Source organism: Enemella dayhoffiae, from assembly GCF_002250625.1.
GTDB classification, from domain to species: domain Bacteria; phylum Actinomycetota; class Actinomycetes; order Propionibacteriales; family Propionibacteriaceae; genus Enemella; species Enemella dayhoffiae.
Window position 1 is genome coordinate 84,904 of sequence record NZ_NMVQ01000009.1, and the last position, 18,348, is coordinate 103,251.

At 68.0% G+C, this 18,348-nt stretch carries 15 protein-coding genes; 8 read left to right on the forward strand and 7 right to left on the reverse strand.

Features of this window, described 5'->3' with window-relative positions; all coding sequences use genetic code 11:
- The first annotated feature begins 2 nt into the window (after nucleotides 1-2).
- Together CGZ93_RS07240 and CGZ93_RS18840 are read left to right on the forward strand one after the other, a co-directional pair.
- A complete protein-coding gene (locus tag CGZ93_RS07240) occupies nucleotides 3-641 on the forward strand; it encodes an FMN-binding negative transcriptional regulator (protein WP_094363472.1) in 639 nt (212 codons plus the stop codon).
- Nucleotides 642-984: 343 nt separating this feature from the next.
- Nucleotides 985-1,377: an ABC transporter substrate-binding protein gene (locus tag CGZ93_RS18840; RefSeq protein WP_176451667.1), complete on the forward strand. Its 393-nt coding sequence runs from the start codon at nucleotides 985-987 to the stop codon at nucleotides 1,375-1,377.
- Nucleotides 1,378-1,518: 141 nt separating this feature from the next.
- Here the strand turns inward: CGZ93_RS18840 and CGZ93_RS07250 are convergent, their stop codons facing one another.
- A complete protein-coding gene (locus CGZ93_RS07250; RefSeq protein ID WP_094363473.1) occupies nucleotides 1,519-2,838 on the reverse strand; it encodes an HNH endonuclease signature motif containing protein in 1,320 nt (439 codons plus the stop codon).
- Nucleotides 2,839-3,344: 506 nt separating this feature from the next.
- Here CGZ93_RS07250 and CGZ93_RS07255 point away from each other — a divergent pair.
- Together CGZ93_RS07255 and CGZ93_RS07260 are read left to right on the forward strand one after the other, a co-directional pair.
- A complete protein-coding gene (locus tag CGZ93_RS07255; RefSeq protein WP_094363474.1) occupies nucleotides 3,345-4,064 on the forward strand; it encodes an HAD family hydrolase in 720 nt (239 codons plus the stop codon).
- A 196-nt stretch (nucleotides 4,065-4,260) separates the two neighbouring features.
- Nucleotides 4,261-6,702, forward strand: coding sequence for a glycoside hydrolase family 65 protein (locus CGZ93_RS07260; protein ID WP_094363498.1), 2,442 nt, complete (start codon nucleotides 4,261-4,263; stop codon nucleotides 6,700-6,702).
- Between the two features lie 7 nt (nucleotides 6,703-6,709).
- Here the strand turns inward: CGZ93_RS07260 and CGZ93_RS07265 are convergent, their stop codons facing one another.
- From CGZ93_RS07265 to typA, 5 genes are all read right to left on the reverse strand, one after another.
- Entirely contained in the window at nucleotides 6,710-7,339 is a 630-nt protein-coding gene (locus tag CGZ93_RS07265) for a hypothetical protein (protein WP_094363475.1), read from the reverse strand.
- Nucleotides 7,336-7,758 (reverse strand): helix-turn-helix domain-containing protein, encoded by a 423-nt coding sequence (locus tag CGZ93_RS07270; protein ID WP_094363476.1) that lies wholly within the window; start codon nucleotides 7,756-7,758, stop codon nucleotides 7,336-7,338. Before CGZ93_RS07270 ends, CGZ93_RS07265 begins: the two co-directional genes overlap by 4 nt.
- A 180-nt stretch (nucleotides 7,759-7,938) precedes the next feature.
- A complete protein-coding gene (locus CGZ93_RS07275; protein WP_094363477.1) occupies nucleotides 7,939-8,310 on the reverse strand; it encodes an RNA-binding S4 domain-containing protein in 372 nt (123 codons plus the stop codon).
- A gap of 127 nt (nucleotides 8,311-8,437) precedes the next feature.
- Complete coding sequence (locus CGZ93_RS07280) at nucleotides 8,438-10,642, reverse strand: L,D-transpeptidase family protein (protein ID WP_094363478.1); 2,205 nt, start codon at nucleotides 10,640-10,642, stop codon at nucleotides 8,438-8,440.
- A gap of 253 nt (nucleotides 10,643-10,895) precedes the next feature.
- Nucleotides 10,896-12,758 carry a translational GTPase TypA gene (gene typA / locus CGZ93_RS07285; RefSeq protein ID WP_094363479.1) on the reverse strand — a complete coding sequence of 621 codons (1,863 nt, stop codon included), beginning with the start codon at nucleotides 12,756-12,758 and terminating at the stop codon, nucleotides 10,896-10,898.
- A gap of 476 nt (nucleotides 12,759-13,234) precedes the next feature.
- Between typA and CGZ93_RS07290 the strand changes: the two genes are divergently transcribed.
- The 4 genes from CGZ93_RS07290 (at nucleotide 13,235) to CGZ93_RS07305 (ending at nucleotide 15,653) form a co-directional block, all read left to right on the forward strand.
- The gene (locus CGZ93_RS07290) at nucleotides 13,235-13,621 is read left to right on the forward strand and encodes an SMI1/KNR4 family protein (RefSeq protein WP_094363480.1); all 387 of its coding nucleotides are present in this window, start codon (nucleotides 13,235-13,237) and stop codon (nucleotides 13,619-13,621) included.
- A complete protein-coding gene (locus CGZ93_RS07295) occupies nucleotides 13,618-14,235 on the forward strand; it encodes a hypothetical protein (RefSeq protein ID WP_141211121.1) in 618 nt (205 codons plus the stop codon). The genes CGZ93_RS07290 and CGZ93_RS07295 overlap by 4 nt, the downstream gene beginning before the upstream one ends.
- Nucleotides 14,236-14,316: 81 nt before the next feature.
- A complete protein-coding gene (locus CGZ93_RS07300) occupies nucleotides 14,317-15,048 on the forward strand; it encodes a polymorphic toxin type 15 domain-containing protein (protein WP_094363482.1) in 732 nt (243 codons plus the stop codon).
- On the forward strand, nucleotides 15,048-15,653 hold the full coding sequence (locus CGZ93_RS07305) for a GAD-like domain-containing protein (protein WP_094363483.1): 606 nt from the start codon (nucleotides 15,048-15,050) through the stop codon (nucleotides 15,651-15,653). Before CGZ93_RS07300 ends, CGZ93_RS07305 begins: the two co-directional genes overlap by 1 nt.
- An 18-nt stretch (nucleotides 15,654-15,671) precedes the next feature.
- Here the strand turns inward: CGZ93_RS07305 and CGZ93_RS07310 are convergent, their stop codons facing one another.
- Complete coding sequence (locus tag CGZ93_RS07310) at nucleotides 15,672-17,423, reverse strand: hypothetical protein (protein WP_141211122.1); 1,752 nt, start codon at nucleotides 17,421-17,423, stop codon at nucleotides 15,672-15,674.
- Nucleotides 17,424-18,348 lie beyond the last annotated feature (925 nt).

The following is an 18,348-nucleotide window of genomic DNA, read 5'->3' on the forward strand; positions in this document are numbered from 1 at the left end:
CCATGTGGATCCCCGACCGGTTCGCGCTGCCAGCAGACGAGGCGCTGGAAATCCTGCACGAGATGGGATCGGGCGACTTGGTCACCCCAGGACCCGACGGGTTGCAGGCGACGTTCGTGCCGTGGGTGTTCGACGAGGGAACCGGTGAGCTGGGGGTGCTGCGCGGTCACCTGGCGCGGCAGAACCCGCATTGGCAGCTGCTCCGGGACACCGCTGCCGAGTCGCTGCTGATCGTGCACGGTCCGGACTCCTACATCAGCCCGAACTGGTACGCCTCGAAGGCGACCAACCCGAAAGTCGTGCCCACGTGGAACTACACCACCGTGCACGTGCACGGTCGGGTGGTGGTGCACGAGGAACCGGATTGGATCCTGCGCCAGGTCAACGCGCAGACCGACAAGTTTGAGGAGCCCTTCGCCGAACCGTGGCGGGTGCGCGACGCGCCGGCGGATTTCGTTGCCGGGTTAGCGCGGGCGATCGTCGGGGTCGAGCTCCGGGTGTCGCGGATCGAGGCCAAGGCGAAGCAGAGTCAGAACCGCCCGGCCGAGGACGTGGTGTCGCTGGTGCAGGGTTTGCGTTCGGTGGGCGACCACGACGGCGCTTCCGCGGTCGCCGACGCCAACCGCCACCGGCTCCGCTGAGGGATAACCAATCTTTCCGCCTGCTAACGGAAGTTTCCCAGGCGCTACCCAGATAACTGTGCGAGTGCAAAGAGCCACGCGAGTGTCCTCCCTTGCGCCCTCCGGCACAGCATGTCCATATAGAGCGTCGACAAGCCACTCAGCTCATCTCGACGCCCCCAGAGGTGTGTCGCTCACGACTTGTGCATCACGTCCGAGCGAAAGGAACACCATGTTCACGAAGCGTAAGTTGACGTCCATGATCGCCGTTGTCGCGTTGCCGGTCTGTTGCCCGCAGCCGTGACCGCCCATGCGGCACCGGCCCGTCCAGGCCCCGGCGCAGACCCAGGCCACCAGCCTTCCGGTGACCGGCACCCTGAGCAACGGCCAGACGTTCACCCGCACCATCAGCAACCTGACCGCCTCGGTGGTCAACGGCGCCCAGCAGCTCACCGGCACCATCTCCGGTACCGAACTGCCGGCTGGCGGCACCGAGTTCACCGCACCCATCCAGTCGCTCGCGGCTCCGGACGGCTGCAAGGTGCTGACCCTCGACCTGGGGCCGCTCAACCTCGACCTGTTGGGCCTGGTCGTGGATCTGGCCCCTGTCAGCCTTGACGCGACCGCGGTACCGGGGGCGGGGGGCAACCTTCTCGGCAACCTGGTTTGCGCCGTGGCCGGACTGCTCGATCGTGGTGGGCCCCTGACCGGGATCACCGCCCTGCTGAACCGTCTGCTGACCGGTCTCGGCCTGTGAGCTGATTCCCAGCCGTCCACTGGGTGAGCGAGCTTGCGAGTCGAACCTACGTTCCCCGACTAGGTCGGCATGTGGAGCTTGCGGAGCGATGCCGGCCGTGTCGAGGGGAATTTCCTGCGGGTCTCCTCGTCGACGGGATTGTCAACCAGGTCTGGGGATTCGGAAGCGGGCATGACGGCGTGGTGTGCGGTCTGCGTTGAAACACGTCGGTGGGATGACGAAGGGGAGGCCGTCTTCGTCGAGGCGGATGGCCCAGCGGTCGGGGTTGTCGGCGTTCCAGGGTCGGTCGCGGGCGGGTTCGACCTGGCGGTGGTGGTGGGGGCACAGCAGCACCAGGTTCCACAGTTTCGTGGGGCCGAGCGCCCACCACGGTTGGATGTGGTGGGCCTCGCAGTCCTCCGGCGGGTGCGTACAGCCGGGGAACACACAGCCTTTGTCGCGGGCCACGAGCGCGGCCCGGATTTCGGGGGTGACCAGCCGCTGCGGGGTGCCGACCTCCATCGGAACCCCTTTGCCGTTCATCACGACCGGCAGGATGTCGGCATCACAGGCCAGGCGGCGGAGTTCGGTGGCGGAGAGGTGCTCCCCGCACGACACCTGCGCCGTACCCAGACCGGTGCGCAACGTCTCCAACGACACCAGCACAGAGATCCGCGGACGATCACCACCGTTGCGGGGTGCATCACCGACCTTCGCGGCCCGGCGAACCAGAATCATCAACGCATCCGCCCGCATTTGCGCCCGGGTCGGCGGGACCGCATCCGTTTCGGTGACCGCTCGCCACAGCGCCGACTCGTGCGCTTTCAACAACGCGGCCAGTTCTTCCCCGTCAGCGAGCGGGAGCTTGCCGGCCAGGAGGTAGGAACCGTGATGATCCGGCGCCAACGACAGCCGCCGGTTCTTCTCGGCCTGCAGCCGTTCGGCCTCCAACCGCGCCGCTTCGACGGCGTCGGTGCCGTCGGGGTCAATGGTTTGACGCACGTGCAGGGACAGCATGCGCAGGTCGTCGGGGGCGAAGTCGGCGGCGAACCCCACCATCAGCTCTTGGGCCTGCTGCACCTCTTCGGCCGACAGGGTGTCGGGGAGGTCCTGCAGCCCGTTGAGGATGCCGCGGACCTGGCTGTCCGACAGCAACCCAGCACAGGCGGCGTCGGCGATCAGGCTGAACCGGCCGAACAGAATCGTGGCCTGCTTCACGATCCGGCGTGCCTCCCGGCTGCTGTGCCGATGCTGCCGGGTGAGGAAGGTAGCGGTGGAGCACAGGTGGGTTCGTTCGGCGGCTTCGCGCTGCTCGGTCTCGGCGATCACCTTCGCACGCGCTGCGGCGACCGCGGCGGCCATCGCGTCCGCACGGTCCAGCAACGCGAGGATTTGTTCGTCGGTGAGCAGTGCGAGGTTGTCGAGCTCGGGCAGCATCGACACCGCGGTGATCACCGTGGGGGTGTCGGCTGCTGTGCTCATGGTTCAAGTACATCAGTCGGGTCTGACAGTCCGACCCCGAAAACGGCCCGAAATGGCTGTGTGGGCAGAAAAGGTCGAAAAGTTTTGGCCACTCCAGCACAGCGTTTTACGAGGGGTGAGGGCCGTTCCCCTCGACACGCGGACCGCCGGCCTGGAAACTGGATGTGGGGCGCTGAGGTGGTGGAGGCGGAAAGGGCGTCGGGGCGTGGTCGGGCGTACCGAGCTGGAGACCCAATCGCGGCAGCACAAACCCAACCACCAGCGAGGTGGGCGGGACGCCCTTTCCGCCGCAACCACCGCACGCAACCACAGGAGGTGACCACAACCAACAGGCTTCGACAGGCTCAGCCAACGTGAGGGCTTCGACTGGCAAGCTCGGCTCAGCCCGCGTTACGGCGGGTGGCTGCGACAGCCTCAGCCACCGTTCTGACCGTTTGACAACGATTCCACGCAGAGCCGCGGCCAGCCCCTTCGCTGAGCCACCGGTTACGACTAGAGTCCGGAGGGTGAACTGGGATGTATACGAGGCCTGCCTCTTCGACCTGGACGGGGTGCTGACTCCGACCGCCGAGGTGCACATGCGCGCCTGGGCGGACATGTTCAGCGAGTTCCTGAACAGTCGCGGCGCAGAGCCCTACACCGACGCCGACTATTTCGACCACCTCGACGGCCGCCCCCGCTACGAGGGCGTCGCCGCACTGCTGCAGAGCCGCGACCTCGAGCTCCCGCAGGGCGACCCCAGCGACCCCATCGACGCCGAAACCGTGTGCGGGCTGGGAAATCGCAAGGACGCCGCCTTCAACGAGGTGCTCCAGCGCGAGGGGATCCAGCCCTATCCCGGCTCGGTACAACTGCTCGACGCCCTCGCCGAACGCGGCATCAGGTTCGCCGTCGTCTCCTCCTCCAAGAACGCCCGCCCCGTGCTCGAGGCGGCCGGCATCCTCGACCGCTTCCCGGTCATCGTCGACGGGCGGGTGGCCGCCGAGGAGGGCATTCCGGGCAAACCGGAACCGGACACCTTCACCGCCGCGGCCGAGCGGCTCGGCGTACCGGGCAAGAAGTCCGTCGTCTTCGAGGACGCCCTGTCCGGCGTACGCGCGGGCGCGGCCGGTGACTTCGGCCTCGTCGTTGGCGTCGACCGTGGTACCGGCGCCGACCGGCTGACCGAGGCCGGCGCCGACGTGGTGGTGACCGACCTGGCGGAGCTGATCGATGAGCGAGGCTGATCCGATGGGCGAAGCTGACCCGATGAGCGATGAGGGGACCACCGACACCGCCACCGCCCTCCCCGCCGAGGACGGCTCCCAGCGCAGATCGAGCGCCCCCGATCCGGGCCACGTCTACGCCGACCCCTGGAGCTTCGAACCACCCGCCGAGGCGCCCGACGGACCGAGCGACGCCCCGCCCGAGGCCGAGGACCCGATGGACCGCACCCGGTTCCCGATCGACGAGTGGCGCCTGGTCGAGACCGACCACGACCCGAAGGATCTGGGTACCACCGAAACCCTGTTCGCGGTCGGCAACGGCTATCTCGGCATGCGCGGCAACCCCGAGGAGGGCAGGGACGCGCACACCCACGGCACCTACGTGAACGGTTTCCACGAGGTGTGGCAGATCCGGCATGCCGAGGACGCGCACGGGTTCGCCCGGGTCGGCCAGACGATCGTCAACGTCCCCGACACCAAGGTGATCAAGGTCTACGTCGACGACGAACCGCTCACCCTCGACGTGGCCGACCTCGACGAATATGAACGCACACTGGATTTCAGCTCCGGCGTGCTGCGCCGCAAGGTGATCTGGCGCACCTCCGCCGGCAAGCGGGTGCAGATCAACACCACCCGCATGGTCTCCTTCGCCCAGCGGCACCTGGCGATCATGACCATGGACGTGACCATGCTCGAGGGGGACGCTCCGATCGTCATCTCCTCCCAGGTGCTGAACCGTCAGGACGGCCACGACGACTACAGCGCGGCCCCGGTGCACAACGATCCGCGCAAGCAGGAGACCCTGGACCGGCGCATCCTCGACCCCATCACCCAGTGGTGCGGCGACGGTCGGATCATGCTCGGCTATCGCGCGCACGAGTCCCGGATGACCCTGGCCGTCGGCGTCGACCACTCCCTGTTCACCGACAACCATTACTCAGAACAGGTTTCGGCCGATCCGGACTCCGGCAAGATGGTGTATCGGATCAACGCCCAGCAGAGCGTACCCATCCATCTGGAGAAGCTGGTCGCCTATCACTCGTCGCGTTCGGTCCCGGTCCGCGAGCTGATCGACCGCTGCCGGCGTACCCTCGATCGCGCCCGTGAGCAGGGGGTCGAGTCGGTGCACGACGACCAGCTCGCCTGGCTCGCCGACTTCTGGAAGAACGCCGACGTCGAGCTGCCGGGCCAGCCGGCCCTGCAGCAGGCCGTGCGCTGGAACCTGTTCCAGGTCGCCCAGGCGACCGCGCGCGCGGAGGCGTACGGTGTCGCCGCCAAGGGGGTGAGTGGTCCGGGATATTCCGGGCATTACTTCTGGGACACAGAAATCTACGTCCTGCCGTTCCTCACCTACACCCTCCCGCAGGCGGCTCGCTGCGCGCTGCGCTTCCGCTACACGATGCTGGAGGCCGCCCGGAAGCGCGCGGCCGAGATGGCTCAGCTGGGCGCGCTGTTCCCGTGGCGGACGATCAACGGTGAGGAGGCCTCGGCCTACTATGCCGCCGGTACCGCGCAATATCACATCGACGCCGACATCGCGTACGCCCTGGTGAAGTATGTCAACGCAACCGGTGACATCGACTTCCTGCTGCACGAGGGGGTCGAGATCCTGGTCGAGACCGCGCGGCTGTGGGCCGACCTCGGCTTCTGGAGAACCAACGGTGACAAGGAATTCCACATCCACTCGGTGACCGGCCCCGACGAATACACCACCGTGGTCAACGACAACCTGTTCACGAACGTGATGGCCCGGTTCAACCTGGCCCGAGCGGCCGAGACGGTCAACGAGCTGCGCGTCCGCAACCCCGACGCGTACGCCCGGGTGGCGAAGCGGCTCGACCTGCAGGAGCGCGAGGTCGACGAGTGGGCGCGCTGCGCCGCCGCCATGTACGTCCCCTACGACCACGAGGTCGGCGTGCACCCGCAGGACATGCACTTCCTCGAGCGCGAGGTGTGGGACCTGTCGAACACTCCGGCCGACAAGCGCCCGCTGATGCTGCACTATCACCCGCTGGTGCTTTATCGCTTCCAGGTGCTCAAGCAGGCCGACGTGGTGCTGGCGATGTTCCTGCTCGGCGACGACTTCACCCCCGAGGAGAAGCGGGCCAACTTCGAATACTACGACCCGATCACCACGGGCGACTCGACGCTGTCGGCGGTGGTGCAGTCGATCATGGCCGCGCAGACCGGTTATCACGACCTGGCGCTGCGCTATTTCTATGCCGGGTTGTTCGTCGACCTGGCCGACCGCCACGGCAACACCTCCGACGGCGTGCACGTGGCCTCGGCCGGGGGCGTCTGGTCGGCGCTGGTATACGGCTTCGCCGGCATGCACGACAACGACGCCAAGCTGTGCTTCCAGCCGCGGCTGCCGGAATCCTGGCCGGAGCTACGGTTCCGCCTGCACTGGCGGGACACCCGCCTGCTGGTCACGCTGCGCAACGACCAGATGCGCTTCGAGGTGGTCTCCGGTCCGGGGATCCGGGTCCAGGTGGGAGCCGAGCAGTTCGACCTCGACCCTTCCGAACCCACCACGGTGCCGCTCTCCGGTCAGGGAGAGCGGCGCCGTGGCGAGATCGTGCAGTGGCCGCTGAAGGGGGGCTACCGCGAGGACGGCAGCCTGATCACCGCCTCGGTGCCCCGCTCCCGCGACGGCTGAGCCGTCCTTACTCGGTGACGCCCGAGGTGCCGGCGGCCTTGTTCGCCGCCGCGCCCTTGGCCGGGGCCTTCTTGGCGGGAGCCTTCTTCGCCGGGGTCTTCTTGGTCGCGGTCGTCGTCTGCTTGTCGGCCGGCCGGGCCGGGGACTTCTTCGCGGCGCGCTTGGCGGCCGGCTTGGTGCGCGCGGTGGCGTCGGCCAGATCGTCCACGTCGGCGACGAAGTCGTCGGTCAGCTTGTCAGCGGTTTTCGCGGTACGCCGCGCGCCGCGGCGGGCGGTCCCGGCGGCCTGCTGGCGCACCTCGGCGATCCGGTTCTCTCCGCGGACGGCCATCTCGTCGAAGCTGAGGTTGAGCTCCTTGAGCAGCTCCTCCAGCTGGCTCTGTACCTGATCGGGCAGGTTGCGCGCCATCTCGGGAGCCTGGTCGAGGAGGCCCTGGGCACGGTTCGGCGCCTCGCGCAGCAGCTCGGCGGCCTGGTCCAGCTGCTCCTTGCGCTTCGCCCGCCGGTTGCGCGCCTCGGCCTGCTTGGTCTCGGCGTACTCCATCACCCGCTCGGCGAGCACGTCGGTGAGGCCGGCCGCCACATAGAGCGCCTTGAGGCTGGTCTCCACCAACGGGGTTTCCTTGGGCTTGTTCATGCTGTCTTCTCCTTACGTTGTGAGGATCGTGGGGTCTGGGTGGGCAGGGTCGAGGCGGTGTGCTGGTGCACGAAGGCCGCATACACCTCCAGCAGCGCCTGCTTCTGACGCTCGCTGATGGCCGTGTCGGAGAGCACCGCTCGCGTCACGTCGGTGGTGCCGTCGTCGTCGGGGCTGAGGATCCCGGCGCGGACATAGAGCGACTCGGCGGACACCCGCAGCGCCTTCGCGAGCTGCTGCAGCACCTCTGCCGACGGCCGCCGCAGGCCACGCTCGATCTGACTCAGATAGGGGTTGGACACCCCGGCCAGCTCGGCGAGCTGACGCATCGACAGCGACGCGTTGCGCCGCTGCTCCGCGATGAACTCGCCGAGGGATTCCCCCCAGCTGTTCGTCACGGTCGATGACTTCCGGGCCATACTCCCATTGTGCTAGCTGCGGCTAGCGTTTTGCAAACTCTTGCAAGCGAACCTCCGCGTTCCCTGAGGGAGTCGCCCGTGAGCGGCCCGCACAACTCCGGTCGCATGGATTGAGGCCGACGGCAGGACGCGGGTCTGCGCGGCACCGCCCATCAAGACACCGGAGTTGTGCGGTGCGGGTCAGTGGGACCGGCGTCCGCGCAGCTCATCGAGCTGCCGACGCTCGCGCTTGGTGGGCCGGCCCGCCCCGGGGTCGCGGATGATCGGCGCCGGAGCGAGCTCACGCGGCAACCGTGGGGGTGACTGGTCGGCGTACGCCTCGACCGCGAGCGGGGCGCCCACGCGGGTGGACAGCAGTTTGCGCACCTCGAGGATCCGGTCGAATCCCTGCACCCGCAGGCGTACCTCGTCTCCCACCCGCACTGGGGTGGACGCCTTGGCAGGACGCCCGTTGACCCGCACGTGACCGGCGCGAGCGGCCGCAGTGGCCAAGGAGCGGCTGCGCAGCTGGCGTACCGTCCACAGCCAGGTGTCCACGCGCACGCTCTCCATCCGGCAAGCGTAGCCTTCGGCATCCCAGACGTGGCGTTCCCCTTCGACTCCTCGTTCCTCGCTCGCGCAGGGAACGTGAACGGGCCCCCGACCGAGGTCGAGGGCCCGTCCGAGGATCAGCGTCGGCTCACCAATAGACGACGACCTTGTCACCGCGTCGGACCTGGGTGTCGAACAGCCACTGGATCCCGTTCCAGTCGCGGATGTTCACACACCCGTGCGAGGCGCCGGCATAGCCACGAGCCGCGAAGTCATAGGAGTAGTGCACCGCCTGCCCGCCGGAGAAGTACATCGCGAACGGCATCGGGGTGTTCCCGTAGAGATAGCTGATCTCGTCGCGCACCATCGAGAACACCGAGAACTCGCCCTCGCGGGTCGGGGTGGCCGCGGCGCCGAAGCGGGCGTCCATCTCACGAACGACCTGGCCGTTGATCATCCAGCGCAGCTTGCGATCGGCCTTCGAGATGCACATCACCCGTCCGGTCATGCACCGGGCGTCGACCTTGGGGCCGGGCCAGACGATGCGGAACGTGTTGTTCACGAACTCGATCCGGGCGAATTCGAAGTCCTGCGACCAGCCACCGGGGATCGGCAGCTCGTCACCGATCGGGGCGCCCATCCGGCCACCCTCATAGCCCTGCCGGCCATATTCCTGCAGGATCGCGCCGCGGACGGCGTACGCCCCGGTGCGCGGGGTGTAGACGACGAGGCCGTTGCGGAAGTTCTGCACCCGTGCCTGGCGGGCGCCGGCGTACTCACCGCTCACCGGTGCGCCCAGCGGACCGCCCTCATAACCCATGTCGGCGAACGTCATCCAGATGGCGCCGTAGACGCCGCGGGCGCCGCCGCCGGGGGTGAACACGATCTGGCCGCGCTGGAAGTTCTGCACCCGAGCACCGCCCGCGCCGTTGTATTCCGGGCTGATCGGAAGACCCAGCGGGCCACCCTCGAACCGCAGCGCGCCGTATTCGCCGCGGATCGCGCCATAGACCGCGTGCGCGCCGGTGCCGGGGGACCAGAAGATCATGCCGTGCTGGAAATTCTGGATCCGGGTCCCGGGCACACCGGGATATTCGGGGCCGACCGGGGCGCCCAGCGGGCCACCCTCGAAGCCCATCGCGGCGTAGGTGTTCATGATCGCCCCGAACACGGCGTGGGCGCCGGTGCCGGGGGTGAACACGATCTGGCCGTGCTGGAAGTTCTGCACGCGGGCTCCGTTGGCGCCGGCATATTCGGCGCTGGTCGGTACGCCGATCGGACCGGTCTCGAACCCGTTGGCGGCGAACGCGCCCAGGATCGCGCCATAGACCGGCTGCGCGCCGGACTCGGGGGTGAACACGACGATGCCGTGCTGGTAGTTCTGCACCTTGGCGCCGCCGGCGCCAACGTATTCACCGCTGGTCGGGGCGCCGAGCGCGCCGCCCTCATAACCGGTGGCGGCGAACGCGCCGATGATCGCGCCATAGACGGCGTGGGCGCCGGTCTCCGGTTTCCAGACGATCAGGCCGCCCTCGAAATTCTGAACCTGGGCACCGGATGCGCCGGGATACTCGTCGCTGACCGGGCGGCCGAGGATGCCGCCCTCCCAGGCGTGCACGCCGTATTCGTCGAGGATGCGCCCGCGCACGGCCTGCACCCGGCCGGTGTCCTTGGCGTACACGATGACACCGTTGGTGAACCGGCCGATGATGGTGTTGTTCTGGCCGTTGAACTCATCACCCAGCGGCAGGCCCATCACCGACTCATAACCGAGCTGGGCGAACTTCTGATAGATCGCGCCCTTCACCGCCGCGGCACCGGTGCCGGGGCTCCAGAGGATGGTGCCGCCGGCGAACCCGTTCACCTTGGCGTCGGCGACCGCGCCCGAGTTCATCTCGTTGGTGGTCGGCAGGCCGAGGGCCGAGCCGGCGCCGCCGAGCTCGTCGTACTTCTTCTTGATCATCCCGCGCACGTAGTGGGCGCCGGTCGCCGAGGAGTAGTAGATGTCGCCGCTGGCGTACGCCTGCTTGACGCCGCCGGGGACGGCGGTCTCGGCGCCGACGGGTGCGCCGAGCCAGCCCGCGGCGCCGCCCTGGGCGGTCCACAGGGCCACGATCTGCGGGGTCACGGTGACCGGACTGGCGGTCGCGGTCGGACTCGGCGCCCCGGTCGGGGACGCCGGGCTGGCCGTCGCCCGCGGGGTCGGGGCGGCGGTCGGCCGGGCCGACGGGGACGCGCTGGCGCTGGCGGAGGGGGTTGTGCCGGGGGTGGGTGCTGCCACGGCGAGGTTGGGCAGGGTCAGCGCGAACGCTGCGACTGCCACCCCCACCGCGGTCGAAACGACTGGCTTCATCTGTCGTCCTCGTCATCGATCCGTCGTGGTGTCCCGGGTGGGGAAGGGAGACCCGGCGCGCCATGAACCGCCGACGAATCAGACCCCGACGCCCATGAACACGCTTAACGTACGTCCCGGCGGCGCCATCGCCTAATCCCTGTCCATTCTTGGTACGCCACATCTCCCCTTGTCAGGGGGCATTTCAGCACACCCGGACAGGCAGGTCACGGAAAAGTAACAGTTGTCGACACGGCCCTGCCGGGCGTACGCCTCAGCCGTTCTTGGCGCGGTTGCGCGACTTGGCCCGCTCGTTGGCGGTGAGCTGCACCTTGCGGATCCGCACCGCGTTCGGGGTGACCTCCAGGCACTCGTCCTCGCGGCAGAACTCCAACGCCTGCTCCATGTTCAGCAGCTTGGGCGGGATCAGCCGCTCCAGTTCGTCGCCGGTGGAGGAGCGCACGTTGGTCAGCTTCTTCTCCTTGGTTGGGTTGACGTCCATGTCGTCGGGGCGGGAGTTCTCGCCGACGATCATCCCCTCATAGACGTCGGTGCCCGGCCCGCAGAACATGGTGCCGCGCTCCTGCAGGTTGAACAGCGCATAGCTGGTCACCACACCCCGCCGGTCGGCGACCAACGACCCGGTCGGCCTGGTGCGCAGCTCGCCGGCCCACGGCTCATAGGACTCGAACACGTGGTGCATCAGCCCGGTGCCGCGGGTCTCGGTGAGGAACTCGGTGCGGAACCCGATCAGCCCGCGCGCCGGCACGATGTATTCCATCCGCACCCAGCCGGTGCCGTGGTTCACCATCTGTTCCAGCCGAGACTTGCGGGTGCCGAGCAGCTGGGTGACGGTGCCGACGAAGTCCTCCGGCACGTCGATGGTCAGCCGCTCCACCGGCTCGTGCAGCTTGCCGTCGATGGTGCGGGTGACCACCTGCGGCTTGCCGACGGTCAGCTCATAGGACTCCCGGCGCATCATCTCCACCAGGATCGCCAGCTGCAGCTCGCCGCGGCCCTGCACCTCCCACGTGTCGGGGCGCTCGGTGTTGTTCACCCGGATCGACACGTTGCCGATCAGCTCGGTGTCCAGGCGCGCCTTGACCAGGCGGGCGGTCAGGTTCTTGCCCGCCTTGCCGGCGAGCGGGGAGGTGTTGATGCCGATCGTCATCGAGATCGACGGTTCGTCGACGGTGATCAGCGGCAGCGGCTTGGGGTCCTCGGGGTCGGACAGCGTCTCGCCGATGGTGATCTCGGGGATGCCGGCGATCGCCACGATGTCGCCCGGTCCGGCCGAGTCGGCGGGCTTGCGCTCCAGCGCCTCGGTCATCAGCAGCTCGGACAGCTTGACGGTCTGCACGGTGCCGTCCTGCTTGCACCACGCCACCGCCTGCCCGCGCTTCAACTCGCCGGCGATGATCCGGCATAGCGCGAGCCGGCCCAGGTAGGGGGAGGCGTCCAGGTTGGTGACGTGCGCCTGCAGGGTGGCCCCCTCGGTGTAGGTCGGGGCGGGCACGTGCTTCATGATCGTCTCGAAAAGCGGCTCGAGGTCCTCGGAGTCGGGCATCCCACCGTCGGCGGGGCGTTCCAGCGAGGCCCGCCCGGCCTTCGCGGAGGCGTACACCACCGGGAAGTCGAGCACGTCGGCGTCGGCCGCGTCGTCGGCGAGGTCCATGAACAGATCCTCGGTCTCGGAGACGACCTCGGCGATCCGGGCGTCGGAGCGGTCCACCTTGTTGACCACCACGATGATCGGCAGCCGCTTCTGCAGCGCCTTGCGCAGCACGAACCGGGTCTGCGGCAGCGGCCCCTCGGAGGCGTCCACCAGCAGCACCACGCCGTCGACCATCTCGAGCCCGCGCTCCACCTCGCCGCCGAAGTCGGCGTGGCCGGGGGTGTCGATGATGTTGATGGTCACCTCGGTGCCGTCGATGACGTGCTTCACCGCGGTGTTCTTGGCGAGGATGGTGATCCCCTTCTCCCGCTCCAGGTCCATCGAGTCCATCACCCGGTTGTCGACGTCGGAGCCCTCCCGGAACGCCCCGGACTGCCACAGCATGGCGTCCACGAGGGTGGTCTTGCCGTGATCGACGTGGGCCACGATGGCGACATTGCGCAGGTCGGCGCGAGTGGGCATGTTGCTCTTTCCGTTTGGTGCGGGTGACTCAGGGAGTCTAGGGGACACCTCCCACGTTCCCCGAGTAACGGAACCGGGCGGAGGCCGGTGCAGTGTGTCGAGGGATCACCTTCCCCGGCAGCGCGCGCAGATTGCCCGCGCTCACCTTGGCCAGTCCGACACCGGAGGCGAGCACGTACGCCGCATCGGTCTGCCGCGGCGGATCCACGGTCGGGAACCCCAACCAATAGAGACACCCGCCGAACCACACCAAAGCTCAGCACGCCCCCGGCGACGAGCACGCGACGCACGGTCCGGGGCCGGGGCAGGGCAAGACGCACGATTTCGTCGATACCCGGACGCCCGACCGGAACCACTCATCAGCGGGGCGAGCGACCCGCCCGATCCCTACCCTGAACGCGTGGGACACCCTCTGGTGCGGCGACGTCCCCTCCACCGCCGCCGAGCTGAGAACCCCGCGTACACACGGTTTCGCGTTGGTCGCCGACCGTGTCGTGCACCGCGCCCAGCCGCCCATCACGGCCGCCGACCTGGCCCGCGTCGAGGAGCTGATCGGCGCCCCGGTGCCCGACCAGCTCGCCGAGTTGTGGCGGTTCACTGCGGGCGGTGAGCTCGACCATGAGCTTTGGGTCCCGCGCGACGGCAACGTGGAATGCGTCTCCTGGACCGGCCTGTTCTACGTCGGCGCCGAGGGCTACTACGACCTGATCGACTGGCTCGACGACCAGCGCGAGCTCACCACCGAGGAGGTCGCCGAGCTCGGCATCGACTGGGACGGTGCGATGCCCGCGGTCCCGTTCGGCGGGTTCGAATATCCCGACCGGTTGTTCGTCGACCGCGGCAGCGGCGAGGAGATCGTGTGACGGGAGGCCACCCCGGGCTGGACCAGCGGACCGCACGAGCGTACCCAGCGGGTGCTCGCCCCACACCTCCCGGCGGCGTTCCGGATGCTCTGCTGGATCGACGCCCCCGCAATCCGGTGCAGCAGTACGCCTCCGGCGGCGACCTGGTGCGCGAGATCACCGACGCCGCCCTGCCCGGCGACCTCGCGCAGCGGTTGATCGACTTTGCCTGCCGCGCGCTGATCGACTGGCGCAGCCAGCTCGGCCTCCCGGTGCTCGACCCGATCAGCTGGCACGCCGCGACCAACCACGCCCGCGCCACCGATGAGGTGGTGCGCACCCTGATCGCCCACGGCGCCCGCGTCGACCGGCAGAGCCTGGCGCACCTGGCGAGCAACAACGGCAACGAGCTGGCCGATCTGGCGCAGCGCCTCGACGGCACGATCGACAACCGGGGTGCGCTGGGCGGCGGCGCTGGTGCTGCTCGACGTACTGGAGGAGGCGCTCGGCTCGGCCCGACGCAACAACCCCGGCGGCGACCACGCACTGTTGCGGGGCCGGATCGCGCGCACCCGGGCGTACGCAAAGCAAAAGGGCGGCCTGTGGCGCTGGTGACCAGCGGTTGGTCCGCCTGAGCGGAACTTCCCGCCCGATCCGACCACCAGCGTGAACCCCGGACCGACAGACTTGGGACCGCGCGATCAGAAGGGTGGCCGATGGGCAAGGGCAAGGCGCTGAAGGGGTTCGTGAAACCCCTGGTCGACGACCTGTTGCGGACCCCGGCACGGGCCGGCGGGCGGACCGGACGCGAGGTGCTCGACGGCACGCTGGCCAGCCAGCGTGCGGCCCGGCGCCGGCTGGAACGGGTGCACAACGCCAACCGGCTCGACGACTTGGCGCGCCGACGCGGGCTGAACAATCGGCACGACCTGCCGCGCGCCCCCGAGCGGCACACGATCGACGGCCGCAGCTCGATCGACCGGGCCCGCCGCAACGGCGCCCCCGAGAGCGAGGTGCGGCTGCAGCGCGACGCCTATCAGGAGGGGATGAACGCCCAGACGGTCAACGAAACCCTGCACCGGTTGAACAACAAGCCGTCGCGACCCAGCAGCAGGCAGATCCGCAACGACGCCCGCGACCGTCTCGCCCGGCGCGGTGAGCGGGACCTGATCCGGGAGGGCTATTCACCGGCCGAGGCCCGGGAGATGGCCCGGCACTACGCCGACGAGACGTTCCCGACCGGCGGCAAGAACCCCGAGCAGGTCACCCACAACCCGGACATGCACCTGGGCGGCAACCCGCACGCGACCACCACCGGTGACGGCCGGGTGAACAACGCGTTCGGCGAGATGGGTCCGCGGGTGCGGCCGGATTATGAGCAGTACCTTAGGCGCCAGCAGGCGGCCGGCCACGGCGACAGCCTGGTCAACGTGGAGGTGATCGTCTGATGGTGTCGGAGCACGTCGAGCTGTTCCTGAACGACTTCCCGGGCGTGATCGACGGACCGTCGGCCGGCCCCGAGCTGGAGCGCGATTTCGCGCAACGGCTGCCGCGGACGATCCTCGATTTCATGATCAGCCACGGGTTCAGCGGGTTTGGCCGGGGACTGTTCTGGCTGGTGGATCCGGCGCGTTGGCAGCCCACGTTGGAGATGCTGCTCGAGACGGCCGAACTGCCGCAGCCGGTGGGGGAGTTGACGGCGTTCGGGCGGACGGCCTTCGGTGACGTGTACGCCTGGTCGCAGCAGACCGGGGTGGTCACCGTCAGCCCGGCGACCGGCAACGTGTTCGTCGACGACACCTCCGACGAGCTGCCCGAGGACGCCGAGCTGGTCGCCGGATCGTTCTTCTCCATCGCCCGGCCGGACTCGTTCGACCTCGAGGACGAGGACGGGGACTGGCTGTTCGACCGGGCCCGAGCGGAGCTCGGTGAGTTGAGCCCCAGCGAGACGTACGGCTTCTTCCCGCCGCTGCGGCTCGGCGGGCCGGCCCGGCTGGAGAACCTGCAGCGGGTGGACGTGCTCGCGCACCTGGTCATCCTCACCGAGGGGTGAGTGGGGTGGCCGGTGAACCTAAGGGCACAAGGCGGCCAACTCGTTCCTGAAGTCAGCCGGGAAGGTCGGGTCGGTCCGGGCCTCGCAGAATCGCCCGTTCCGGAAGCCGGCGGCGCCATAAACCCAGTCGCCGTCAACCCGGTGGGCGAATCCGAGGCCGTTGCTGCTCGTCGCTCCCGTCGTGTGCGCGCTGGCGGCGAGCTCGACGCGTGCCCATGACGGGTCAACTCTCGAGCACCGCGTTCCCCGAATCACAACCTCGGGGTTACCGAGGCCTTGCCTGAAGAGCTCGACAGGCACGGAACACGTCCCGCCGGCTGTCGGTGAGACAGAACGATAAGGAACGAGTTGTCCGTCCTCCACGCACTCCGCGCCCGTGAAACCTGTGGGGATGGCTGAGACCCCTGACCGCCGCAGCTCAGCACACTCTGGGTCACCCATTCCAGCCCAAGCGACCTTCCAGCGCCCGTCGGTCTTGGCCCACAGGAAGGCGTAACCGTCGAAGCAGAGTGACACCGATCCTGACACCAGGTCGTAGGCCCGCATCTTGTCCAAGGACATGACAGGTTTTCTCCCCGACGCGCACGCGGTGGTGGAATCGCGACGGAACTGCTCTGCTGCGAAAGTTGCCAGGTCAGGAGGCAGCAGCGCCCCCGCCTCGGCGACCGAGCGGACCTCTCGCGGGCTCGGTGAGAAGACTTCTCCCTTGGAATGTGTGCCCGTTCGCTCGAGCTTGATCGTGAACTGCCGCAGATTGGGATCGAGGCCGGTTATCGCTCCGATAACCGTCCCACTGAAGAGTGCGGGCGCTGCCGTGATGATGCCAAGGATCACAGCCGCGGGACCTCGTGCCCCCTGACCCACCATGTTGAGGATGACAGGACCCCCGCAGGTGAAAAAGCTGATGGTGATCTTGGCAGCCGATTCGGGGGTCAGCCCGCGTTGCAGGCTCTCGGCGGCCTGCGCGACGTCTGTCCAGCATGCGAGGCGCTCAAAATCCTGAGCCAGCTTCGAAATGTTGCCCACGTATTCCGGCAGCTTGGCTCCGATGGCGTCGCCCACCACTTGGATGACAGCTCCCAGAACCATGAGGAGCAGAGCTTCTGGAGCTTGCGTGAACGCAAGCTCCAGGGACGTGGTGGCGCTTTGGGCGGGCCACCCGACGACCTTCACGCCCGGCCCCATGATGACAGCACCTTCTCCCGGAGCGAACGCCTGACCTGCGGCAACCGCTATGGCAGCGGGCAGATTCATGCCGCCGTCGCCCTGGATGTTGAGTGAAGCGCTGCCGGCTGGGCGCGGCTTGACCGTGAAGGTGACTGGAGTGTTGGGGGTGATGCTCAGTCCGATCCGGTCGCCGTCCTGCTGAACACAGGCCCATGCCTGGGCGGCGGAAATGACGCTGAACCGGATGCCTTCCCTGCTCACCGGCTTGTCCACGCAAGCAGGTCGGGCGCTCTCGATCTTTGTGGTCTGGAGAACGTAGTCACGGGCTTTTTGACCGACGGATCGCCAGTCGATTCGGATGAAGCTGAACAGGCTCAGATGAGGCAACTGCGCGTTGAACGTTTGAGTGGCCGCGTCATAGTGCCCGGGCACGAGGTCCCTTGTTCCATCCTCAGAAATGGCGAGAAGGAAAAGCGCCTTGTCGGGATCTTCATCGGGTGCGAGCCCGAGTTCGGCTCGAGGCGCCTTGAGCTTGATCGGCATAGGGACGGCGGGCTGATGCCCGCCAAGGGTGACCTTGATGGCCGGTCCGATGCTCTTCACCGAGTCGTTTGCGACTGCAGGTGCAGGGGCTTGCTCAACGACAGCCGGGGTACCTGGCGGGGCGACACCAGCTGGCACGGTCACGGTGAAGTCACCGCTCCGCAACTCGTGAGCAACCTGATCCACAGTTGTCCGGGACTGGGCAGACTCGCCTGGCTGCGGGCTTACGTGGCAGGAAGCCAAGGAGACGGTCATCGCCACCGCGACGAGCAAGGCCACGCACCGATACCACATGCTCCGAGCATGGCAGATCTCGGCAGCGGCGGTTGCCAGATCGATCACATTCGGCTGGTTCCCCGGCCCGATGGTTCATGAACCTGCTTTTGCGCGGAGTTCGACCGGCAGGCGGAGTCGACTCGGCGGGTGCCTTGGCGATTTTCGGGAAGCCGGGAACGGGGGAGGTGAGCGGTGGTGTACTTCTGACGGGAAAGGCGACCTGCGATCGGTATGAGCCTGGACAGACAAACTGTTACAGGGCCCCAAATCTAGGTGGCCGGGGGCCTGTGGATGATAGGCTGCGCCACCTGGAATCTCAACGTAGATCCGCGACGCCCGCCAACGAAATGACGACGATCGATTTCTTTCATGGCAGAATTTCCATTGCCTGTGCCCCGAGTGCCTCGCGGTTTGCCGCTCACAGTGCCTCCTGGTCCTCATTGAGGCTTTGAAACCTAGGGCGGGCCCAGACGCACAGCCAGCATGGACCACTCTGGGGATCAAGGTGGCCGACTCCGCGCAAACTGGTCAATTCCGAGCCGGGAACGACAGACGGGTGAACCGCACTGGGTTCTTTGGAGGCTCTGGTGTGCCCCGGCTTCCGTGTAGTCGAGATTCTTGGGATTCTCATGCCACGGTGATGTGGTTGCGTTCGAACTCTATCGGCGTGAGCCATCCGAGCTGGCTGTGCCGACGTCGCCGGTTGTGC

Excerpts from the sequence above, each read along its gene's own strand:
- CGZ93_RS07275 (WP_094363477.1), bottom strand. The coding sequence starts at position 8,310 with ATGGAGAGCGTGCGCGTGGACACCTGGCTGTGGACGGTACGCCAGCTG.
- CGZ93_RS07240 (WP_094363472.1), top strand. The coding sequence starts at position 3 with ATGTGGATCCCCGACCGGTTCGCGCTGCCAGCAGACGAGGCGCTGGAA.
- CGZ93_RS07250 (WP_094363473.1), bottom strand. The coding sequence starts at position 2,838 with ATGAGCACAGCAGCCGACACCCCCACGGTGATCACCGCGGTGTCGATG.
- CGZ93_RS07305 (WP_094363483.1), top strand. The coding sequence starts at position 15,048 with ATGGTGTCGGAGCACGTCGAGCTGTTCCTGAACGACTTCCCGGGCGTG.
- CGZ93_RS07270 (WP_094363476.1), bottom strand. The coding sequence starts at position 7,758 with ATGGCCCGGAAGTCATCGACCGTGACGAACAGCTGGGGGGAATCCCTC.
- CGZ93_RS07280 (WP_094363478.1), bottom strand. The coding sequence starts at position 10,642 with ATGAAGCCAGTCGTTTCGACCGCGGTGGGGGTGGCAGTCGCAGCGTTC.
- typA (WP_094363479.1), bottom strand. The coding sequence starts at position 12,758 with ATGCCCACTCGCGCCGACCTGCGCAATGTCGCCATCGTGGCCCACGTC.
- CGZ93_RS07300 (WP_094363482.1), top strand. The coding sequence starts at position 14,317 with ATGGGCAAGGGCAAGGCGCTGAAGGGGTTCGTGAAACCCCTGGTCGAC.
- CGZ93_RS07260 (WP_094363498.1), top strand. The coding sequence starts at position 4,261 with ATGGACCGCACCCGGTTCCCGATCGACGAGTGGCGCCTGGTCGAGACC.
- CGZ93_RS07265 (WP_094363475.1), bottom strand. The coding sequence starts at position 7,339 with ATGAACAAGCCCAAGGAAACCCCGTTGGTGGAGACCAGCCTCAAGGCG.